The sequence below is a fragment of the Micromonospora sp. WMMD754 genome (assembly GCF_049315235.1).
In the GTDB taxonomy this organism is placed as follows: Bacteria; Actinomycetota; Actinomycetes; order Mycobacteriales; family Micromonosporaceae; genus Micromonospora; species Micromonospora sediminicola.
Genome location: NZ_CP186058.1, coordinates 2,480,017 through 2,498,541, shown reverse-complemented (window position 1 = coordinate 2,498,541; position 18,525 = coordinate 2,480,017). Strand labels below are relative to the sequence as shown.

20 protein-coding genes are annotated in these 18,525 nt (G+C 72.8%); 9 read left to right on the top strand and 11 right to left on the bottom strand.

All coding sequences use genetic code 11. The features are described 5' to 3' along the window. Nucleotides 1–20: 20 nt before the first annotated feature. From ACN27B_RS12170 to ACN27B_RS12150, 5 genes are all read right to left on the bottom strand, one after another. The gene (locus tag ACN27B_RS12170; RefSeq protein WP_422744989.1) at nucleotides 21–974 is read right to left on the bottom strand and encodes a zinc metalloprotease; all 954 of its coding nucleotides are present in this window, start codon (nucleotides 972–974) and stop codon (nucleotides 21–23) included. A 177-nt stretch (nucleotides 975–1,151) separates the two neighbouring features. Beyond that, on the bottom strand, nucleotides 1,152–2,021 hold the full coding sequence (locus ACN27B_RS12165; RefSeq protein WP_422744987.1) for a GNAT family N-acetyltransferase: 870 nt from the start codon (nucleotides 2,019–2,021) through the stop codon (nucleotides 1,152–1,154). A 255-nt stretch (nucleotides 2,022–2,276) separates the two neighbouring features. Next, nucleotides 2,277–3,176, bottom strand: coding sequence for an alpha/beta fold hydrolase (locus ACN27B_RS12160; RefSeq protein WP_422744985.1), 900 nt, complete (start codon nucleotides 3,174–3,176; stop codon nucleotides 2,277–2,279). A 91-nt stretch (nucleotides 3,177–3,267) separates the two neighbouring features. Further along, the gene (locus ACN27B_RS12155) at nucleotides 3,268–3,954 is read right to left on the bottom strand and encodes a TIGR03089 family protein (RefSeq protein ID WP_422744983.1); all 687 of its coding nucleotides are present in this window, start codon (nucleotides 3,952–3,954) and stop codon (nucleotides 3,268–3,270) included. Between the two features lie 27 nt (nucleotides 3,955–3,981). Continuing rightward, nucleotides 3,982–4,560 (bottom strand): TetR/AcrR family transcriptional regulator, encoded by a 579-nt coding sequence (locus ACN27B_RS12150; protein WP_099162836.1) that lies wholly within the window; start codon nucleotides 4,558–4,560, stop codon nucleotides 3,982–3,984. An 87-nt stretch (nucleotides 4,561–4,647) separates the two neighbouring features. On the opposite strand from ACN27B_RS12150, the gene ACN27B_RS12145 reads away from it, so the two are divergent. After that, nucleotides 4,648–5,019 (top strand): DUF4267 domain-containing protein, encoded by a 372-nt coding sequence (locus ACN27B_RS12145; protein ID WP_099162837.1) that lies wholly within the window; start codon nucleotides 4,648–4,650, stop codon nucleotides 5,017–5,019. A 104-nt stretch (nucleotides 5,020–5,123) separates the two neighbouring features. Beyond that, complete coding sequence (locus tag ACN27B_RS12140; RefSeq protein ID WP_099162838.1) at nucleotides 5,124–6,197, top strand: hypothetical protein; 1,074 nt, start codon at nucleotides 5,124–5,126, stop codon at nucleotides 6,195–6,197. Here the strand turns inward: ACN27B_RS12140 and ligD (ACN27B_RS12135) are convergent. Together ligD (ACN27B_RS12135) and ligD (ACN27B_RS12130) are read right to left on the bottom strand one after the other, a co-directional pair. Next, nucleotides 6,124–7,038, bottom strand: a complete 915-nt coding sequence (gene ligD / locus ACN27B_RS12135; RefSeq protein ID WP_099162839.1) for a non-homologous end-joining DNA ligase — start codon at nucleotides 7,036–7,038, stop codon at nucleotides 6,124–6,126. The two genes, ACN27B_RS12140 and ligD (ACN27B_RS12135), sit on opposite strands and share 74 nt — an antisense overlap. Then, complete coding sequence (gene ligD / locus ACN27B_RS12130) at nucleotides 7,028–7,966, bottom strand: non-homologous end-joining DNA ligase (protein WP_422744980.1); 939 nt, start codon at nucleotides 7,964–7,966, stop codon at nucleotides 7,028–7,030. The genes ligD (ACN27B_RS12135) and ligD (ACN27B_RS12130) overlap by 11 nt, the downstream gene beginning before the upstream one ends. 86 nt (nucleotides 7,967–8,052) lie before the next feature. On the opposite strand from ligD (ACN27B_RS12130), the gene ACN27B_RS12125 reads away from it, so the two are divergent. After that, nucleotides 8,053–9,030: a Ku protein gene (locus ACN27B_RS12125; RefSeq protein ID WP_099164803.1), complete on the top strand. Its 978-nt coding sequence runs from the start codon at nucleotides 8,053–8,055 to the stop codon at nucleotides 9,028–9,030. A gap of 55 nt (nucleotides 9,031–9,085) precedes the next feature. Here ACN27B_RS12125 and ACN27B_RS12120 read toward each other — a convergent pair whose 3' ends face one another. Further along, nucleotides 9,086–9,478 carry a PPOX class F420-dependent oxidoreductase gene (locus tag ACN27B_RS12120; RefSeq protein ID WP_091583372.1) on the bottom strand — a complete coding sequence of 131 codons (393 nt, stop codon included), beginning with the start codon at nucleotides 9,476–9,478 and terminating at the stop codon, nucleotides 9,086–9,088. A gap of 80 nt (nucleotides 9,479–9,558) precedes the next feature. Here ACN27B_RS12120 and ACN27B_RS12115 point away from each other — a divergent pair, with 80 nt between their 5' ends. The 5 genes from ACN27B_RS12115 (at nucleotide 9,559) to ACN27B_RS12095 (ending at nucleotide 13,737) form a co-directional block, all read left to right on the top strand. Beyond that, nucleotides 9,559–10,209, top strand: coding sequence for a DUF4241 domain-containing protein (locus tag ACN27B_RS12115; RefSeq protein WP_422744977.1), 651 nt, complete (start codon nucleotides 9,559–9,561; stop codon nucleotides 10,207–10,209). Between the two features lie 86 nt (nucleotides 10,210–10,295). Then, nucleotides 10,296–10,985, top strand: coding sequence for an FKBP-type peptidyl-prolyl cis-trans isomerase (locus ACN27B_RS12110; protein WP_371682305.1), 690 nt, complete (start codon nucleotides 10,296–10,298; stop codon nucleotides 10,983–10,985). Between the two features lie 127 nt (nucleotides 10,986–11,112). Further along, entirely contained in the window at nucleotides 11,113–11,973 is an 861-nt protein-coding gene (locus tag ACN27B_RS12105; protein WP_422745941.1) for an SCO6745 family protein, read from the top strand. A gap of 31 nt (nucleotides 11,974–12,004) precedes the next feature. Next, nucleotides 12,005–12,658 carry an HAD family hydrolase gene (locus ACN27B_RS12100; RefSeq protein ID WP_422744975.1) on the top strand — a complete coding sequence of 218 codons (654 nt, stop codon included), beginning with the start codon at nucleotides 12,005–12,007 and terminating at the stop codon, nucleotides 12,656–12,658. Between the two features lie 65 nt (nucleotides 12,659–12,723). Next, nucleotides 12,724–13,737 (top strand): NADPH:quinone reductase, encoded by a 1,014-nt coding sequence (locus ACN27B_RS12095; RefSeq protein ID WP_099162845.1) that lies wholly within the window; start codon nucleotides 12,724–12,726, stop codon nucleotides 13,735–13,737. 180 nt (nucleotides 13,738–13,917) lie between these two features. Here ACN27B_RS12095 and ACN27B_RS12090 read toward each other — a convergent pair whose 3' ends face one another. Beyond that, nucleotides 13,918–15,567: a fatty acid--CoA ligase gene (locus ACN27B_RS12090; RefSeq protein WP_422744973.1), complete on the bottom strand. Its 1,650-nt coding sequence runs from the start codon at nucleotides 15,565–15,567 to the stop codon at nucleotides 13,918–13,920. 86 nt (nucleotides 15,568–15,653) lie between these two features. On the opposite strand from ACN27B_RS12090, the gene ACN27B_RS12085 reads away from it, so the two are divergent. After that, complete coding sequence (locus ACN27B_RS12085; RefSeq protein ID WP_422744971.1) at nucleotides 15,654–16,145, top strand: NUDIX domain-containing protein; 492 nt, start codon at nucleotides 15,654–15,656, stop codon at nucleotides 16,143–16,145. Nucleotides 16,146–16,151: 6 nt separating this feature from the next. Here the strand turns inward: ACN27B_RS12085 and ACN27B_RS12080 are convergent, their stop codons facing one another. Both ACN27B_RS12080 and ACN27B_RS12075 read right to left on the bottom strand, forming a co-directional pair. Next, entirely contained in the window at nucleotides 16,152–17,825 is a 1,674-nt protein-coding gene (locus ACN27B_RS12080; RefSeq protein ID WP_091583402.1) for an MDR family MFS transporter, read from the bottom strand. A 53-nt stretch (nucleotides 17,826–17,878) separates the two neighbouring features. Beyond that, nucleotides 17,879–18,436: a type 1 glutamine amidotransferase domain-containing protein gene (locus ACN27B_RS12075; protein WP_099162847.1), complete on the bottom strand. Its 558-nt coding sequence runs from the start codon at nucleotides 18,434–18,436 to the stop codon at nucleotides 17,879–17,881. Between the last annotated feature and the right edge of the window lie 89 nt (nucleotides 18,437–18,525).

Here is an 18,525-nt window from a genome sequence, read left to right as displayed (position 1 = left end):
AGCCCCTTACAAGGAACGCGTTAGCCGAGGCCGCTGGCGCGGAAGGCGACCCAGGCGTCGCTCATCCGGTCGGCCTGGCCGGGGGTGAACATGTTCATGCAGGAGTCCTGCGTGTAGTCCATGAAGTTGTGGATCGGGTCCAGCCCCGGCGCGGTGCAGGTGTCCGCGCCGACCGGGCAGTTGAACTGCGGCGCCGCCTCACGCGGCGTGTCGGCGACGAAGTCGCCGGAGGCGGAGCAGCCGTGCGCGAACGTGTGCTCCAGCATCAGCCAGTGCCCCACCTCGTGGGTCAGCGTGTCGCCGAGCGCGTACTTGCCGGCGGTGCCGCCCGGCATCGACTCGTCGAGCATGACCACGCCGTCGATGTAGTCGCGGCCGTTGTTGTAGCCCTTCGGGAAGTACGCCCAGCCAAGCAGCCCGTCACCGATGTTCGCCGCGTAGACGTTGAGCGTGCGGGAGTCGCCGGTGTAGAGCGCCTTCTTCATGTCGCGCTCGTTCTTCCCGGGCACCACCGTGTACCAGGCGCTGTTGACGGTCCAGGTGGTGTCGACCAGCGAGAACCGGAACGGCGTGTCCGAGGCGTCGGCCGCGGTGCGCCCGGCGAACGAGTCGTTGAGCACGGTCATCTGCGCGGCGATGAGCGTGTTCCAGCGGGCCGTCTCGGCCGCGCTGAACGGGTGGTCCGAGACCATGTGGAACACGGTAGGGATGGTGACGCTGCCGTTGGCCAGGCGCGGGGCGTCCTTGATCACGCCGTACGCGTTCGCCTCGTTCTTCGAGTAGAGCTCCGGCTCCTGGGCGGTGGCGCCCTCGCGGACCCGGGCGACGCTGTGCGTGTCGGCGCCCGGCTCGCAGGCGGCGACCTCGGCGGAGGGGCCCACGGGTGCGGCCGTGGCGGACGCTCCCCCGGAGGTCAGGAATGTGGCGGCGGCAGCGGCGAACACCGCCAGGTGGATCGTCGGTTTCCTGTGCATCGTTGCACCTTTCGAGAGGCATGAAAGGAGTAGCGACGCGGGGTTGTCAAAGCTGCGGGTCGATGACGTCGTCGTCCCGACATAAGACCACGTCACCGGCGTTCACAACACCCCCCGCGGGGTGCGGGGCGGGACCGCTGTCCGCCCCCTTTCGAGCTGATGCCGAAAACGACTCACTCAGCGCGCCCTCAGCGGCGCCAGGTGGCGGGCGCGGCGGCCGGCGTCGGCGAAGCCGAGTCGCCGGTACAGCCCGGCCGCCGGGTTGTCGTCGTTGACGCAGAGCCACGCGGCGTCCGCGCCCGCCCCGGCGAGCCCGCGCAGCACGCGCGCCACCAGGTATGCCCCGACCCGCCGGCCCCGCCATGCGGGCACCACGCCGACCTGGTCGATCCAGGTGTCGAGCACGGTGACGAAACCGGCCGCGTGGCCGTCCGGCCCGCGTGCGATGAGGGTCAGTTCCGGCCGGTGGTCCTCGTCGTCCCGCAGGTCGCCCAACCACTCCTCGGCGTCGGGCTCGACGAAGCCGGGCCGGTCGGCGAACGAGGCACGGTAGGTGGCGAACAGCTCCGACCCGAGCGTGGCCCGCTCCACCGTCACGCCGTCCGGCGCGGGGACGTCGGGCAACGCGTCGAGGTCGTGGCGCAGCACCCACTCCAGGAACGTCCGCGTCCAGCCGCGCGCGTCGAACAGTTCCTCCGCGCCGACGGTCCACGTCTCGGTGGTGTGCAGCAGTCCCGCGTCGCCCGCCTGCTCCTGCGCCCAGTCCAGCAGCGCGCCGCCGAGCCCACGCCCGCGCCACGCCGGGTGCACCAGCCCGGTGGCGGTGGCGGGTGTCCGCCCGGTGCCGACCCCGACGGCCGCGACCGGTCCGTCACCGGACCAGGCGCCGTGGGTACGCGTCTGCACCAGCCGTGCCCGCAGCAACGGGGTACGCGCGAACAGCGGCAACCCGCCGTCGGTGGCGAGGCACGCCTGCACCAGGCCGGTCAGCGCGGGCAGGTCCTCGTCGCCGAACTCCCGCCAGACCAGCCCGTCCGTCCCGTCCACAGTCCACCCCTGTCACCCACCGCCGTCACGCCCGACCCCACGGCCCGGCCCTCCGGCAGTAGGCCCCACCCCCTCCCCCAGGTCAACCCCATTCCCCCGCCCTCACACCACCCCACCGTCGATCTTGGAATTGTGGCGCCTCGAATGTCGGCTTCGCAGCCTTTGGCAGGTGCCACAAGTCCAAGATCGGCGAATACCGAGCGAGCCCGAGGGCGGGCGAGAGCGGGACGGGGCAGGGCGAGGCGGGGGCGGGTGTCAGGGGAGGTCGAGGATGGCCTGGGCGAAGTCCCGGGGTGCCTCCTGGGGGAGGTTGTGGCCGATACCGCCGGTCACGGTGCGGTGCTCGTACGGGCCGGTGAAGCGGGCCGCGTAGACGGACGGGTCGAGGTGCGGGGCGCCGTTGGCGTCGCCCTCGAGCGTGACGGTGGGGACCGTGATGTCCGGGTTGGCCGCCAGCCGCCGTTCCCACTCGTCGTACCGCGCCTCGCCCTCGGCGAGCCCGAGCCGCCACCGGTAGTTGTGGATCACCACGTCGACGTGGTCGGGGTTGTCCAGCGCGGCCGCGCTCCGGTCGAACGTGGCGTCGTCGAAGTGCCACCGCGGCGACGCGGTCCGCCAGATGAGCCGGACGAAGTCCCGCCGGTTGCGGTCGTACCCGTCGCGTCCCCGGTCGGTGGCGAAGTAGAACTGGTACCACCAGGACAGTTCCGCCGGCGGGGGCAGGGGCGTCCGGCCCGCCTCCTGGCCGGCGATCAGGTAGCCGCTCACCGAGACCAGCCCGGCGCAGCGTTCCGGTCGGAGGGCGGCGATCACGTCGGCGGTACGTGCGCCCCAGTCGAACCCGGCGAGCGTCGCCCGTTGCACCCCGAGCGCGCCCATCAGGTCCAGGGTGTCCTGCGCCAGGGCCGCCGGCTGGCCGTTGCGCGGCGCGCCGGCGTCCCGGAGCCGGGTCGGCCCGAATCCGCGCAGGTAGGGCACGATCACCCGCCGCCCGGCGTCGGTCAGCCGGGGCACGACCTCGGCGAAGCTGTGGATGTCGTAGGGCCACCCGTGCAGCAGCACGACCACGTCCCCGTCCGCCGGTCCCGCGTCGACGTATCCGACGCTCAGCTCCCCGGCCTCGATCCGCTGAACCTCTCCCCACACCTCCGTCATCCGGCCCGCTTCCCCGTCGCGCCGTCGATCATGCGGTCGGGCAGCCGGCAGGGGCCGTCGATCCCCCGGCGGAGGGGCGGCACGTGCGAAATCAGCGCGACGGGGAGTGGATGACGATCGTGGCGCGAGCGGAGAGGGGGGCCAGGAGCCACGTGAGGGGGTGCTCGTGCTCGGTGGGGTCGACCAGGAAACGGTCCCCCGGGCGCAGGTGCAGCTGCTCGGCGATCTCGGCGGCGAGTCGCCGCCACGCGCCGAAGCTGGTGCCGTCCGCCGTCGCCGGGCCGGCCGGGTCGACGGCGGTGTGGTCCGGCGCGTCGGCGGGGTGCCGGAGCACCTCGGCCGACCAGTCCAGCCAACCCAACGGCGCCTCGTCGAGCGGGCCCGACCCGGTGCCCACCAGGTAGCGGTGCGTGCCCTCGGGCACGTCCTCCAGCCAGTCGTCGAGCCGCTCCGGAGTCACGAACACCGCGTCGTAGGGCCGGTCCGCCCCCGGCTCCAGCACCGGCAACCCGGCCAGCGCGCGGGGCCGGAAGGAGACCGCCAGCCCGATCGACCAGGCGCCGATCAGCACCGCCGCGGTACGCCAGTGCGGCGGCAACAGCACCGCCACCCGGTCGCCGGGGCGCAGCCGGCAGCCGTCGCGGAGCAGCGCGGCGCTGCGGGCCGCCCACTCACCCAGCTGCGGCGCGGTCAGGTCGGTGCGTTCGCCGGTGGCGCCGTCGACGTAGCTGAGCAGCGGCTCGTCGGTCGCGACGGCGGCTGGTGCGTGGGTGGCCATCGGGCGTGCTCCTCCCTGGCGGTCCGCTCACCCTAGCCGGGCGAACCGGTCGACCAGGAGGGCCAGCCGCCGCTCGTGTTCCGCCCGCCGCAGCCGGCCGCCGCGCATCAGCGTGACCTGGCCGTGCAGCCCGCTCCAGAACGTCTCGGTGAAGGTCTCCAGGTCGTCGTCTCCGGCGAACGGCCGCAGCGTCTCGGCCAGTTCGGCGAAGGCGCGGGCCAGCTCGACGGGCGTGTCCTGGCTGGCGAAGGAGAGGGCGACGGGGAGGGTGAAGATCGCGTCGTAGAGCGCGGGCCGGCGTTCGGCGAAGGCGGCGTACGCGGTGGCGATGCCGGCCACCGCCTCCCGCGCGTCGGTCGCGGCGGCCCGGGCGGCGGCCAGCTCGGCGGCCAGGTCGCCGCAGCCCTCCACGGCGACCGCCGCCATGATCGCGTCCTTGCCCGTGAAGTGGCTGTAGAGCACGGGCTGGCTGTACTCGATCTCGGCGGCGAGGCGGCGGGTGGTGACCGCGTCCCAGCCCTCCGACTCGGCCAGGTCCCGGGCGGCGGCGATGATCGCCCGTTCGCGTTCCGCCCGCTCCCGCTCCCGGCGGGCCTGAATCGACATGACCCTGACTCTAGCACCGCTAGCCAACCTGTCGATGCTCTGCTAGCGTCGCCATCATTCCTAGCGTCGCTAGATTCGGAGTCGACCATGCTCACCCCCGTCGCCTACGGGCTCGCCATCGTCCTCAGCCTCTTCTGCGTCTTCATCGGCGCCCGGTTCCTCCTGGCACCGCGCGCCTCCGCCGCCGGCTACGGCGTCCCGGCCACCCCGGGCGGCGGCACCGCCTACCTCACCGTCAAGGGCCTGCGCGACCTCAGCTACGGCCTGCTCGGCCTCGCGCTGATCGCGTTCACCAGCGCCGACGCCGTCGCCTGGTACATGCTGGTCGTCGCGCTCAACCCGTTGGGCGACACCATCGTGGTGCTGCGGAACGGCGGCACCCGGGCCGTCGCCTTCGGCATCCACTTCGCCACCGCGGTGGTCATCCTCGTCGACGCCGCCCTGCTCTTCGCGCTCTAGGCCGGGCCTGCTGCCGGCCGGGTCCACGGCCGTCGACTTTGGTCGCGGGCCCGGTCGGCCGATGGCCGTATCGGCGGGCCGGGTGGCTGCGGGACGGTGCGGGCATGACGACCGAACCCCTGCGCCGGCGACTCGCGCCGGCGGTCGCGCTGCTGCTGCTCGCGCCCTGGACCGCCGAATGCTCCTGGGGCGGATTCACCCTCACCGGCATGCCGTTCGTGGTGCTCGTGCTCGCCCCGATGTACGGCGGAGCCGCGCTGCTGATCCGCGAGACGGCCCGGCGGCTCGGGCTGGGCTGGCCCGGGATCGTCCTGCTCGCCGCCGCCTTCGGCGTGGTCCAGGCCGGCCTGGTCGACCAGTCGCTGTTCAATCCCGGGTTCCTCGACGACACCCAGTTCGCCGACACCCGATCCGTCGCCGAGGCGACGCTCGTGCCCGGCCTCGGGTTCAGCGCCCGACAGGCGGTCGACTACGTGGGCAACCACGTGGCGCTGACCATCTGCGCGTCGATCGCACTCGTCGAGTCGTACCTCGGGACGGGCCGCCGGTCGCGGGCCTGGCTGGGTCGCCCGGGGCTGGTCGTGGCCGCGCTGCTCTGGCTCGGCGGCAGCCTGCTGGTCTTCGCCGACGACGGCGGCCGCAAGGGCTTCCTGGCCGCGCCGGTCCAGCTGGCGTTCGCCACCGGCCTGGCGCTGGCCCTGGTCACCGCCGCCCTGCTCCACCGCCGGTACGCCGGGCGACCGCACGCCGACGCCGGGCGACCGCACGCCGACGCCGGCCCGCCGGCCGCGCCGCACCCGGTGTGGCCCGCGCTGGTCGTGCTGGTCGCGTACGTGGGGGCCGGCATCGTGCCGGGCTGGCCGGGCGTCGGGCTCGCGGCCGCGCTCGCCGCGGTCACCGCCGTCCTGCTGACGCGCTGGTCCCGGCGGCCCGGCTGGGGACAGCGGCAGGTGCTCGCCGCCGGCTCGGCGAGCGTGCTCGTCGTGGCCGCGTTCGCGTACGAGGTGCCGACCTACTCCCCGGCGGGCCCGGCGGCGGCCCTGGTGGGTGACGTCGCGATCAGCGTGATCGTGCTGCTCCTGGTCGGCGGCGCGTGGTGGCGCCTCAGCGGGCGGGCAGCTCGGGACCGCCGTCGAGCAGCGGCGCCAGCAGGTCACCCTGCTTCTCCACCCGCCTGAGCACCTCGGTGGCCGTGTACGGCTTCGTCGACGGGCGCTTGCCGGCCGCGCCGGCCTCGACCTCGTCCCAGGTCAGCGGCGTGGAGACGGCGGGCACCGGTTGGGCGCGCAGCGAGTACGGCGCGACGGTGGTCTTCGCCGCGTTGTTCTGGCTCCAGTCGATGAAGACCTTGCCCGGCCGCAGGTTCTTCGCCATCTTCGACACCACCAGCTTCGGGTGCGCCTTCTCCAGCTCCTGCGCGATGCGCCGGGCGTAGTCGGAGACGACGTCGGCGTCCTGGCTGCCGGCGATCGGGCAGCAGAGCTGCATGCCCTTCTTCCCCGACGTCTTCGGGTACGCCTCGACACCGTCGGCCGCGAGCCGGTCGCGCATCAGCAGCGCCACCTGACAGCACTGCTTGAGCGCGGCCGGGGCGCCCGGGTCCAGGTCGACCACCATCATGTCCGGGTGGGCGCCGATCTTCCACTGCGGCGTGTGCAGCTCCAGCGCGGCCAGGTTGGCCAGCCAGACCAGCGTGGGCAGGTCGTCGCAGACCACGTAGTCGATGGTTTCCCGCCCCTTGCTCGACCCGGGGGCGGGCAGGTTCTCGGTGCGTACCCAACCGGGGGTCGCGGCGGGCGCGTTCTTCTCGAAGAACGAGCCGCCGTCCACGCCGTTGGGGAAGCGGATCCGGGTGAGCGCGCGGTCGCGCAGGTGCGGCAGCAGCACCGGGGCGATCCGGGTGTAGTAGTCGATCACCTCGCCCTTGGTGAAACCAGCCTGCGGGAAGAGCACCTTGTCCAGGTTGGACAGCTCCAGCGAGCGCCCCTCGACCTCGACCTTGAAGCGGTCAGCCGGCATCGTCGACCTCCTCGGGCGGCTTGTCCGGGCGCAGGCGCAGGATCCGCGGGAAGCGCAGCCGGCCGTCCGGGGTGCGCTGGCCGTACTTCACCTCCACCACGACCCGGGGTGATACCCAGATCGCGCCGCGGGCATCCTCGCGCGGCACGCCGGCGGCGAACGGCGACGCGTCGGCACGCAGCGGCTCCAACTCGCGCAGCAGCTCCCGCTCGATCGCCGCGCCGATCCCCCCGCCGACCCGCCCCCGGTAGACGAGCCGCCCGTCCGGCCCGGGCACCCCGACCAGCAGGCCGCCGATCCGACGCGCGCCCGGTCGCCAGCCGCCGACCACGAAGTCGCCGGTGACCTCCAGCTTGACCTTCACCCAGTCCGGCGAGCGCACCCCGGGCCGGTAGGCCGACTCGACCCGCTTGGCCATCACCCCCTCCAGCCCGTGCTCGCCGGCCGCCGCGTAGGTGGCCGGGCCGTCGCCGAAGACCGGCGGCACCGCCCACCGGGCCGCGCCGAGCCCGAGCGACTCCAGCGCCGCCCGCCGCTCCCGCCAGGGCCGGGCGGTCAGGTCCACGCCGTCGAGCCGCAACAGGTCGAAGATCATGTACGTGACCGGCACGGTCGCCGCCAGCCGCGCCGCCTTGGCCGGGTTGCGCACGTGCATCCGTTCGGCCAGCGCGGTGAACGAGGGCTGCCCGTCGGTGAAGAGCACCACCTCGCCGTCGAGCAGGGCGTCGTCGACCTGCTCGGCCAGGTTGAGCAGTTCCGGGTACGCGGTGGTGATCTCGACGCCGGACCGGGCGTAGAAGTGCCGGTCGCCGTGGGAGATGTCGGCGAGCGCGCGGACCCCGTCCCACTTGAACTCGTACGCCCACGCGGCACCGGCCGGGAGCTGCCCGGTCATCGCGAGCATCGGCTTCAACGGCGCGCCGGGCACCTCCTGACTGTAGTTGCGCGCGGAAGCGCGTGCGTCCCGTTCGATCGTTTGCGATTCTGGTGGTCAACCGGGGAGAGGAGCGCGGGATGCGGGCGATCTGGAAAGGAGCGGTGTCGTTCGGCCTGGTGTCGATCGGGGTGAAGGTCTACTCGGCCACCGAGGAGAAGGACATCCGGTTCCACCAGGTGCACCGGGAGGACGGCGGCCGGATCCGCTACAAGCGCACCTGCTCGGTCTGCGGCGAGGAGGTCACCTACGACGACATCGCCAAGGGCTACGACATCGGCGGCGGCGAGATGGTCATCCTCACCGACGAGGACTTCGCGGACCTGCCGTTGAGCACCTCGCACGCGATCGACGTGCTGGAGTTCGTGCCGGCCGAGCAGGTCGACCCGATCCTCTACAACAAGGCCTACTTCCTGGAGCCGGAGGGCTCGGCGACAAAGCCATACGTGCTGCTGCGCGACGCGCTCTCCGACTCGGAGCGGGTGGCGATCGTCAAGGTGGCGCTGCGCCAGCGGGAGCAACTGGCCACCCTGCGGGTACGCGAGGGCGTGCTGCTGCTCAACACCATGCTCTGGCCGGACGAGATCCGCCGGCCGGACTTCGGCTTCCTGGACGAGGACCTGAAGGTCCGCCCGCCGGAGCTGGCGATGGCCAGCTCACTGATCGACTCGATGGCCGGCGAGTTCGAGCCGGACGCGTTCACCGACGACTACCGGGCCGCGTTGCAGGAGGTCATCGACGCCAAGGTCGAGGGCCGTGAGGTGGTGCAGCCGGAGGAGGAAGAGGCAGCGCCGGCCGCCGCGGTGGACCTGATGGCCGCGCTGAAGGCGTCGGTCGAGCGGGCCCGGGCGGCCCGGGGCGAGGCGCCGTCCGGCGGCGGGGCCGAGCCGACCCCGATCTCGTCGGCCCGCTCGGCGAAGAAGACCGCCGCGAAGAAGGCCCCCGCCAAGAAGACCGCGGCGAAGAAGGCCGAACCGGCCAAGAAGACCGCCGCCAAGAAGACCGCGGCGAAGAAGACCCCCGCCAAGAAGACCGCCGCGAAGAAGAAGACGGCCTGAGGTGTAAGGAGGGGCCCCCGCTTAACGCCTCCGGTATAGGCGGGGCCCCCTCTTGTCACCCGCGGCCGAGCTTCTCCGTCGGCGTGACGCGCACGATGACGCGTTCCTCGCCGGGGCGGCGCCACGGGTACGCGTCCTGGTTCAGATACTTCTTCGCCATCCGGTCGATGTGCTCGTCGGCGCCCTCGGTGACGAACTCGGCGGTGCCCTTCACCCAGAGCGTGCGGAAGTCGTCCGCCTTGTCCACCACCGACACCGCGACCACCGGGTTGCGCGCCATGTTGAGGTACTTCTGCCGTCCCTTTGCCGTGTTGAACAGGATGTGCTCGCCGTCGGTGTCCACCCAGACCGGGGTGACGTGCGGGGTGCCGTCGGACTCGATCGTGGCCACGTGCGCGAGCTGCGGCTCGCCGAGCAGGGCCAGATCTTCTTCGGTGAGGATCGCCATGGTCGAGAACGTACCTCCGTGGATTGTCAGCCGCCGCCGGTACGCTCCGCCGGCCGTCGGCCGACGAAAGGACACCTCCCATGCCGTACACCCCAGACTTCGAGCGGCTGCTCACCCCCGGCGCCCGGTTCGAGGACGGTACGGCCGTGCACGTGATCGAGGCGCACCCTGCCGGTGAGGTCGTGCTGCCGACCGGCCGGCTGGTGGGGTGCGATCCGCTGGTCTGCCCGGAGAGCGACCCGTACACGGTCGCCGTCGCCCCCGGCCGTTACCCGGCACGTGCCTGGGTGTCGTCGGTCCGCCGCGACGGCGACGAAACCGACCGGCGGGTCGCGGCGCTGGAGGTCGTCGTCCGGGACGAGCCGGTCTCGCGGTGGGAGATGGCCGTCGTCGACGGCCAGGACATCAGCGAGCTGGGACCGGACGGCTTCTTCGGGTACGGCGTGGACGCCGGCACCGGCACGCTCGCCGACCGCGACGCTCTCGCCGTGATCGAGGACTGGGACTACGACCGGATCGAGGAGGTTTTCATCGCCGGGGACGGGGGCTCCGCCCCTGGTCCGGTGCCCGGCCTGGTCGACGCGGTCGTGGACGAGGCGACCGGCGCGAACGTGGTGGCGGTCTGGTCGGGCTGGGGGGACGGCTGCTACGGCACCTGGATCGGCCGGGACGCGGACGACCGGGTCGCGAGGTTCGTCACCGATTTCATGGTGGTGCCCGTCGAGGACTGAGGTGTGAAGAAGGGGCCCCGCCCATACCGAATGCGTTAAGAAGGGCCCCCGCCTTTTCTCACAGTGGGCGTGTGGGCGGGTACCGTTTGCGCGCATCCACCCACCTGCAGGGAGTCGACGTGAGCGAGCGTGTGGAGAACCGGACGGCGGGCCAGGCCCCGGCCACCAAGGCACAGCGGCGGTTGGCCGCCCAGCTGGCCGAGAAGAAGGCCGCCGAGGCGCGCCGCCGCCGGCAGTCGATGCTCGGCGCGGCCGCCGGCGTGCTCGCCGTGGTGGCCCTGGTCGGCGGTCTGGTCTGGCTGAACAGCGGGGACGACGACAAGCCCGCCACCGCCACCTCGGCCAGCCCCAGCGCCCCGGTCGAGCCCGCCGCGCCGCCCGCCCCGGAGCTGCCCGCGGGCACCGACCCGGCGCTGAAGACCAAGCCGACCGTCCAGGCCGGCTCGGGTGACCTGACGAAGCTGACCGTCACGACGCTGGTCAAGGGCACCGGCCCGGCGGTGAAGGCCGGCCAGACCATCACCACGAACTACGTGGGCGTGTTCTACAAGGACGGCAAGCAGTTCGACGCGTCCTGGGACAACGGCCAGCCGGCCACCTTCCAGATCGGTGTGGGCCAGGTCATCAAGGGCTGGGACCAGGGCCTGGTCGGCGTGCCGGTGGGCAGCCGGGTGCAGCTGGACCTCCCGGCCGACCTGGCCTACGGCAACGACGCCTCGGGCGGCCGTCCGGCCGGGCCGCTGCGCTTCGTCGTCGACGTGCTGGCTGCGCAGTAGATCACTCCAGGCTTCCGCCCGGTCACCCACCGGCAGTAGGTTCGTGGTCACCGTGGGCGGCACGTCCGCCCACGGCGACTGCCCACCGACGCGGAGGTGCAACGTGGCGGCGCTGGACGATGCCGGGATGGCCCGGCGGATGTGGACGCTCTTCGAGCCGGTCCACGCGGTGACCTACTTCCACCCGCGCGCCCGGGCCGCGTTCGAGGCGGTCGGGCTGCGCGGCTACTGGCGCGGCTACTTCGCCGGCCGGGCCGCGCCGCTCGGGCCGGTGGACGCGCCGACGGTCACGGCCGCCTTCTTCAGCTTCGCGCCGCCGATGGTGGCCCGCGCGCTGCCGTCGGTGTGGCGGCTGGCCACGCCGGAGGAGGCGCTGCGCGCCCGGCTCACCGGTGCGGTGCAGGCGCTCGCCGAGTTCACCTACGAGCTGCCCGAGTCCCACCTCGTCGAGGCCGCCGAGCTGCTGGAGGAGGCGGCCGGGCGGGTGGACACGGCGGGTCGGGTGCTCGGCGCGGTCAACGCCGCCCTGCCCCGCGGGGAGTACCCGCTGGCCCGCCTCTGGCAGGCGGCCGCGACGCTGCGCGAACACCGGGGCGACGGGCACGTGGCGGCGCTGGTGACCACCGGGCTGGAGCCGGTCGAGGTGGTGGCCTGGCGGTGCCGGGTCGACCAGTCGCGCGAGTTCCACCAGCCGGCCCGGGGCTGGACCGACGAGCAGTGGTCCGCCGCGGAGGAGCGGCTGGTCGAGAAGGGGTGGCTGACCCCCGAGCGGGAGCCCACCGCGCACGCCACCGAGACGTTCCGGAGCGTCGAGGACGCCACCGACCGGGCCGCGTCGGGCCCGTGGCGGGCGCTGGGCGCGGAGCGCACCGCGCGGCTGCGGGAGCTGCTCGACCCGATCGCCACCCGGTGCCGCACGATCATCCCGCCGCAGGCCCCGATCGGTCTGCCCGCGCAGCGCTCCGCCGGGGTGACCCTGCCGGGCTGAACCGGGCCGCCGGCTGGGGCAGGATGGCGTCATGGTGGACGCGGTGCTCTTCGACCTCGACGGCGTGATCGTGGATTCCGAGCCGGTCTGGGAGGAGGTCCGCCGGGCGTACGTGGCCGAGCACGGCGGCGTCTGGCAGCCCGACACCCAGCGCCGGCTGATGGGCATGAGCACCGGCGAGTGGGCGGCGTACCTCAGCGACGAGCTGGGCGTCGACCGGTCGGCCGAGCAGGTGGCCGCCGAGGTGGTGGCCGAGATGACCGAGCGGTACGCGCGACGCGTACCGCTGATCGACAGCGCGGACGGGGTCGTGCGCCGGACGGCCGCGCGGTGGCCGCTGGGGCTGGCCAGCTCCTCGCCGAGCCGGTTGATCGCGGCGGCGCTGGACGCGACGGGCCTGGCCGGCGCGTTCGTCGCAACGCTGTCGACCGAGGAGACCGCCCGGGGCAAGCCGGCGCCGGACGTCTGGCTGGCGGTGGCCGAGCGGATGGACGTCGACCCGCGCCGGTGCGTGGCGGTGGAGGACTCCTCGAACGGTGTCCGCTCGGCCGCCGCGGCGGGCTGTCGGGTGGTGGCGGTGCCGCACGGGTCGTACCCGCTCGACCCGGACGCCGAGGCGCTCGCGGCCGTGCTGCTCCCCTCGATCGGCGCGCTCACCCCGGAACTGCTGGCGGAGCTGGGCTGAGGCGGGGTCGGCATGTTCGCGCGACCTTCGGGTAGCGCACCCACGACGACGGCGGAGGGACGACGATGAAGGCGATCGTGTACGAGCGCAGCGGGGACGCCTCGGTGCTCCAGCTGGTGGACCGGCCGGTGCCGGAGCCCGGCCCCGGCGAGGTGCTGGTGCGGATGGCGGTGTCGGGGGTGAACCCGACCGACTGGAAGGCCCGCCAGGCGTGGCCCCTGCCGGCCGGCTGGCAGATCCCGCACCAGGACGGCGCCGGCGTGATCGAGGCGGTCGGCGAGGGCGTGGACCGGATCCTGATCGGCGAGCGGGTCTGGGTCTGGGAGGCGGCCTGGCAGCGGCCCTGGGGCACGGCCAGCGAATACACCGTGGTGCCGGTCCGGCACGCGGTGCCGCTCGGCTCGGCCTCGTTCGACCTGGGCGCGGCGCTGGGCATCCCGTTCATGACCGCGCACCGGTGCCTGACCGCCGGCGAGTTCATGCCGGACAAGCTGCACGCCGGCGCGTTGAGCGACCACGTGGTGTTGGTGCAGGGCGGGGCGGGCGCGGTGGGCAACGCGGCGATCCAGCTCGCCCGCTGGGCCGACGCCTGCGTGATCACCACGGTGAGCAGCCCGGAGAAGGCGCAGCTGGCGGCGGCGGCCGGGGCCAACTTCGTGATCAATTATCGCGAGCAGGACGTGGTCGAGGAGGTCCGCAAGGTCGCGCCCGACGGGGTGCACACGATCGTCGAGGTCTCGGCCGCCCGCAACGCCGCCGCCGACGTGCAGATCCTGCGCACCGGCGCGGCGGTCTGCGTGTACGCCGACGACGGCGGCGACGAGGTGACGCTGCCGATCCGGCCCCTGATGGGCCCGAACGCGCGCTGGCAGTTCGTGCTGGTCTACACGGCCCCGAAGGTGGCCAAGGCGCAGGCGGTCACCGACATCGCCGCGGCGGTGGCGCAGGGCGCGGTCCGGGTCGGCGAACAGGCGGGCCTGCCGTTGCACCGGTATCCGTTGGCGGAGGCCGCCGCCGCGCAGCAGGCGGTGCAGGACAGCGTGGTGGGCAAGGTGCTCGTGAGCACCGCCGACGAGTAGGCAACCGGATTTCCCCGACATCGGGACAGAGGCGAACAAGTTTCGCAACAATGACGGTGCGGGTCACCCCGTAACGGACGGGCGGCCCCGGCGCGGTGCGAACGCCGGGGCCGCCCTCTGGGAGGAATGTCCGTTGGGATCGTGTTCCTACCCGTGTTGGCGACGGTACGCCGGAAAGTGTTACGGCGCGGTCAGTTCGCGCACCTCCAGCCCGCCGTCCGCGTACCGCGAGCGCACCACCTTCTTGTCGAACTTGCCCACGCTGGTCTTCGGCACCGCGTCGATGAACGCCCAGCGCTCCGGCAACTGCCAGCGGGCCACCGACGTGGCCAGGAAGTCGCGCAGCTCCTCCGCGCTGACCGAGGCGCCCTCGCGGACCACCACGGTGGCCAGCGGACGCTCGTCCCACCGCTCGTCCGGCACGCCCACCACGCAGGCCTCCAGCACCGCCGGGTGCGCCATCAGGGCGTTCTCCAGCTCGACCGACGAGATCCACTCCCCGCCGGACTTGATCACGTCCTTCGCGCGGTCGGTCAGCGTGATGTAGCCGTCCGGCGAGAGCGTGCCGACGTCCCCGGTACGCAGCCAGCCGTCCCGGAACTTCTCCTCGTCCGGCACGTCGTCCCCGACGTACTGGGCGGTCACCCACGGCCCGCGGACCTCCAGCTCGCCCACGGACGTCCCGTCCGCGGGCAGCGGCTCGCCCAGCGGGCCGACGATCCGCGCGGCCACGCCGGCCGGCACCCGGCCCTGGGTGTAGCGGTAGCCCCACGCGTCGTCGCCGGTCGCGCCGGCCGGCGGGCGGGAGACCGAGCCGAGCGGGGACATCTCGGTCATGCCCCAGGCGTGGATGACCTCGATGCCGTGCCGGTCGTGGAACGCGTGCATCAGCGCCGGCGGGCAGGCCGAACCGCCGACGATCACCTCCGTCAGCGAGGACGTGTCCACGTCGTGGCTGTCCAAGTAGGCCAGCAGGTCGGTCCAGATGGTCGGCACCGCGCCGGCCAGGGTGGGCCGCTCGGCCGCGATCATGGCGGCGATCGGCTCGGCCTGGAGGAAGCGGTCCGGCATGATCAGCGAGGCGCCGGAGAGGAACGCCGCGTACGGCAGGCCCCAGGACATGGCGTGGAACATCGGCACGATGGCCAGCTCCCGGTCCTTCGGGCCGAGGCCGAAGCCCTCCGGCATGCACACCTGGAGCGAGTGCAGGTAGATCGAGCGGTGCGAGTAGGCCACGCCCTTGGGGTTGCCGGTGGTCCCGGAGGTGTAGCAGAGCGCCGCCGCGTCGCGCTCGTCCACCTCGGGCCAGTCGTAGCGGTCCGGACGGTCGGCCAGCAGTGCGTCCCAGTGGTGCACGGTGATCCGGTCGCCGGCCGCGGCCAGCAGCGGGGCCGGGTCGCCACCGCCGACCACCACCACGTGCCGCACCGTGCTCATGTCGCCGATCACCCGGGCGAGCAGCGGGATGAGCGTGGTGTCGACCAGCACCACCCGGTCCTCGGCGTGGTTCGCGATGTAGACGACCTGGTCGGGGAAGAGCCGGATGTTGAGCGTGTGCAGCACCGCGCCCATGCTCGGCACCGCGAAGTAGGCCACCAGGTGCTCGTTGTTGTTCCACATGAACGTGGCGACCCGCTCGTCGCCGGTCACGCCGCACTCGTCGCGCAACGCGTGGGCCAGCCGGGCGGCGGCGCGACCCACCTCGGCGTACGTCATCCGGCGGGGCTCGGCACCGGTCCAGGTGACCACCTCCGCCGCGCCGTGCACGGTGGAGCCGTGTTCGAGGATCCGGGCGACCTGGAGGGGGGCTTCCATCATCGTGCTACGCATGGGTAACAACGTAGTGTCGCCGGTCACACGAACGGAACCCCCCGGATCGGCCGAGCCCGGCCGGGATCGGTGCGTAGATTGTCCGGGTGAGCATCTCGTGGGCCGACTCGTACGTCGGGCAGCTCCGCGCCCTGGCCGGTGACCGCACCCTGATGTTCGTCGGCGCCCGCGCCGTGGTGCGCGGCAACGCCGCCCGGGTGCTGCTGATCCAGCGCTCCGACAACGGCCAGTGGGCGCTGCCGGCCGGCGCGATGGAGTTGGGCGAGTCGATCGCCGACTGCGCGGTCCGGGAGGTCCGCGAGGAGATCGGCCTGCGCGCGCTGCGGGTCAGCGCGTTCGCGCTCTACACCGGCCCGGACCGCACCCACACCAACATGTACGGGCACACCTACCAGGTCTTCACCACCGCGTTCCGGGTCGACGAGTGGGACGGGGAGCTGTCCCGCTTCACCGACGAGACCACCGACGCCGGCTTCTTCCACCCGGACGAGTTCCCGACCCCGCTCTCGTCGAGCGTGCACGAGACGCTCGCCGACCTGGACGTCTTCGAGCAGACCAACCGCCTGATCCTCAAGTAGGGCGGCTCACAGCATCGTCTGCGACTTCGCCTCCATGTCGGCGGCGGCCTCGTCCTTCGACTCCTTCGGCAGCGGCTTGCCGCCCGGCGCGGCGGCCTTCCCACCCAGCGGGTCCGCGCCGCCGGTCGAGCCCTGCGGGCCGGCGCCGCGCAGCTGGTGGTTCGGCATGGCGAGGGTGACCAGCACCGCCAGCACGGCGATCAGGCCGGTGGTCAGGAAGACCAGGTGCAGCGACTCGACGAACGACGCCTGGATCGCGGCGCGCACCGGACCGGGCAGGGCGAGGATGGTCGCCGGGTCGTTGATCGAGATGTTCTCCGTGCCGCCGGCCGCCACCGCCGCCCGTTGCTGCGGCGGGAGCTGGGCGATCGCGCCCGGCAGCCGGTCGGACAGCTCGGCGGTGAGCCGCGACGACAGCACCGCGCCCAGGATCGCCACCCCGAACGACCCGCCCAGCGACCGGAAGAACGTCGCGGACGAGGTGCCCGCGCCCAGGTCGCGGACGTCCACCGCGTTCTGCACCGCCAGGATCAACGACTGCATGCACAGGCCGAGCCCGACGCCGATCACCACCATGTAGCCGAACGCGGCCCAGAGCGAGGTGCCCACCTGGAGCTGCCGGAACAGCAGCATGCCGACCACCAGCACGGCCGCGCCGGCCACCGGGAACCACTTGTACCGGCCGATGCGGCTCATCGCCCGGCCGGTGACGATCGACGTGACGATGATGCCGGCCATCATCGGCAGCATCAGCAGACCGCTGCGGGTCGGCGAGGCGCCCTTGACGATCTGGAGGTAGAGCGGGATGAAGATGATCGACCCGAACATCACCAGACCGAGCACGAAGCCGGCCGAGTTGGCCAGCGCGAACGTCCGCTTGCGGAACAGCCGCAGCGGCAGGATCGGTTCCCGGGTCCGGGCCTCCTGGAGCAGGAACAGCACGCCCAGCACCGCGCCCGCCACGAACAGCCCGACGATCACGCCAGAGCCCCAGCCGTACTCGTTGCCACCCCAGCTCAGCGCCAGCAGCAGGCAGCTCACGCCGGCGACCAGCAGAGCCGCGCCGACCCAGTCGACCGTGTGCTCGCGCCGCTGGAACGGCACCAGCCGCATGACGTGCCAGCAGACCACGATGGCGAGGATCGCCAGCGGCACGTTGATGTAGAAGATCCAGCGCCAGTTGGTCTCCGCGAAGTAGCCGCCGACCAACGGACCGGCCACCGACGACAGGCCGAACACGGCGCCGAACAGACCCTGGTAGCGGCCCCGCTCCCGGGGGGAGACCACGTCCGAGATGATGGTGAACGCCAGCGTCATCAGGCCACCCGCGCCCAGGCCCTGCACCCCCCGGGTGACGATCAGCTGGGTCATGTCCTGCGACAGGCCGGCCAGCAACGAGCCGAGCAGGAACGTGCCGATCGAGAAGAGGAAGACCGGCCGGCGTCCGTACAGGTCGGCCATCTTGCCGTAGAGCGGCGTCGAGGCGGTCGACGCCAGCAGGTACGCCGTCACCACCCAGGAGTAGTGGTTGATCCCACCCAGCTCGCCGACGATGGTGGGCAGCGCGGTGCCGACGATGGTCTGGTCGAGCGCCGCCAGCAGCATTCCGGTCATCAGACCGAACATCAGCAGGCGGATCTGGCGGGCGGGCAGGGCGGGACGAGCGGCCTGGGCGGTCATCCCGCTTCCTATCCCACCGGGGGCGGATCATGCCCCCGGTGGGTGGTCGGGTTTCAGCGGGCGCTGTGCCGGCCCTCGGCGAACTCCTCCACGATCTTGGCGCAGAACGCCGGCAGGTCGTCCGGCTTACGGCTGCTGACCAGGCCGTTGTCGGTGACGACCTCCTGGTCGACCCAGGTGGCGCCGGCATTGGTGAGGTCGGTGCGCAGGCTCGGCCAGGAGGTGATGGTGCGGCCCCGCACCACGTCCGCCTCGACCAGCGTCCACGGGCCGTGGCAGATCACCCCGACCGGCTTGCCGGCGTCGAAGAACGCCTTCACGAACCGGACCGCCTCCGGGTCCGTCCGCAGGAAGTCCGGGTTCGCCACGCCGCCGGGCAGCACCAACCCGTCGTACGCCCCGGCGTCCGCCTCCTTGGTGGTGACGTCCACCTGGTACTGCTTGCCGTGGTCGAGGTGGTTGAAGGCCTGGATCGAGCCGGACTCGATGGAGACCAGCTCCACCTGGGCGCCGGCGTTCTCCACCGCCTCCCGGGGCTTGGTGTACTCGACCTCCTCGACGCCGTCGGCGGCCAGGAAGGCGATCCGCTTGCCCTGAAGTGTCGCTGCCATGCTGCTCTCTCCTCTCCGGGGTGTGTCTGCACGGTTCCCCCGGCCGATACCCCGAAACCGGACGCCGTCGGTGGCCCGCGTCGCACTCC

What these genes read in the sequence shown, in the direction of transcription:
- ACN27B_RS12170 (WP_422744989.1), bottom strand. Translation starts at nt 974, where the DNA reads ATGCACAGGAAACCGACGATCCACCTGGCGGTGTTCGCCGCTGCCGCC.
- ACN27B_RS12160 (WP_422744985.1), bottom strand. Translation starts at nt 3,176, where the DNA reads ATGACGGAGGTGTGGGGAGAGGTTCAGCGGATCGAGGCCGGGGAGCTG.
- ACN27B_RS12155 (WP_422744983.1), bottom strand. Translation starts at nt 3,954, where the DNA reads ATGGCCACCCACGCACCAGCCGCCGTCGCGACCGACGAGCCGCTGCTC.
- ACN27B_RS12150 (WP_099162836.1), bottom strand. Translation starts at nt 4,560, where the DNA reads ATGTCGATTCAGGCCCGCCGGGAGCGGGAGCGGGCGGAACGCGAACGG.
- ACN27B_RS12145 (WP_099162837.1), top strand. Translation starts at nt 4,648, where the DNA reads ATGCTCACCCCCGTCGCCTACGGGCTCGCCATCGTCCTCAGCCTCTTC.
- ACN27B_RS12140 (WP_099162838.1), top strand. Translation starts at nt 5,124, where the DNA reads ATGACGACCGAACCCCTGCGCCGGCGACTCGCGCCGGCGGTCGCGCTG.
- ligD (WP_099162839.1), bottom strand. Translation starts at nt 7,038, where the DNA reads ATGCCGGCTGACCGCTTCAAGGTCGAGGTCGAGGGGCGCTCGCTGGAG.
- ACN27B_RS12125 (WP_099164803.1), top strand. Translation starts at nt 8,053, where the DNA reads ATGCGGGCGATCTGGAAAGGAGCGGTGTCGTTCGGCCTGGTGTCGATC.
- ACN27B_RS12120 (WP_091583372.1), bottom strand. Translation starts at nt 9,478, where the DNA reads ATGGCGATCCTCACCGAAGAAGATCTGGCCCTGCTCGGCGAGCCGCAG.
- ACN27B_RS12115 (WP_422744977.1), top strand. Translation starts at nt 9,559, where the DNA reads ATGCCGTACACCCCAGACTTCGAGCGGCTGCTCACCCCCGGCGCCCGG.
- ACN27B_RS12105 (WP_422745941.1), top strand. Translation starts at nt 11,113, where the DNA reads ATGGCCCGGCGGATGTGGACGCTCTTCGAGCCGGTCCACGCGGTGACC.
- ACN27B_RS12100 (WP_422744975.1), top strand. Translation starts at nt 12,005, where the DNA reads ATGGTGGACGCGGTGCTCTTCGACCTCGACGGCGTGATCGTGGATTCC.
- ACN27B_RS12095 (WP_099162845.1), top strand. Translation starts at nt 12,724, where the DNA reads ATGAAGGCGATCGTGTACGAGCGCAGCGGGGACGCCTCGGTGCTCCAG.
- ACN27B_RS12090 (WP_422744973.1), bottom strand. Translation starts at nt 15,567, where the DNA reads ATGCGTAGCACGATGATGGAAGCCCCCCTCCAGGTCGCCCGGATCCTC.
- ACN27B_RS12080 (WP_091583402.1), bottom strand. Translation starts at nt 17,825, where the DNA reads ATGACCGCCCAGGCCGCTCGTCCCGCCCTGCCCGCCCGCCAGATCCGC.
- ACN27B_RS12075 (WP_099162847.1), bottom strand. Translation starts at nt 18,436, where the DNA reads ATGGCAGCGACACTTCAGGGCAAGCGGATCGCCTTCCTGGCCGCCGAC.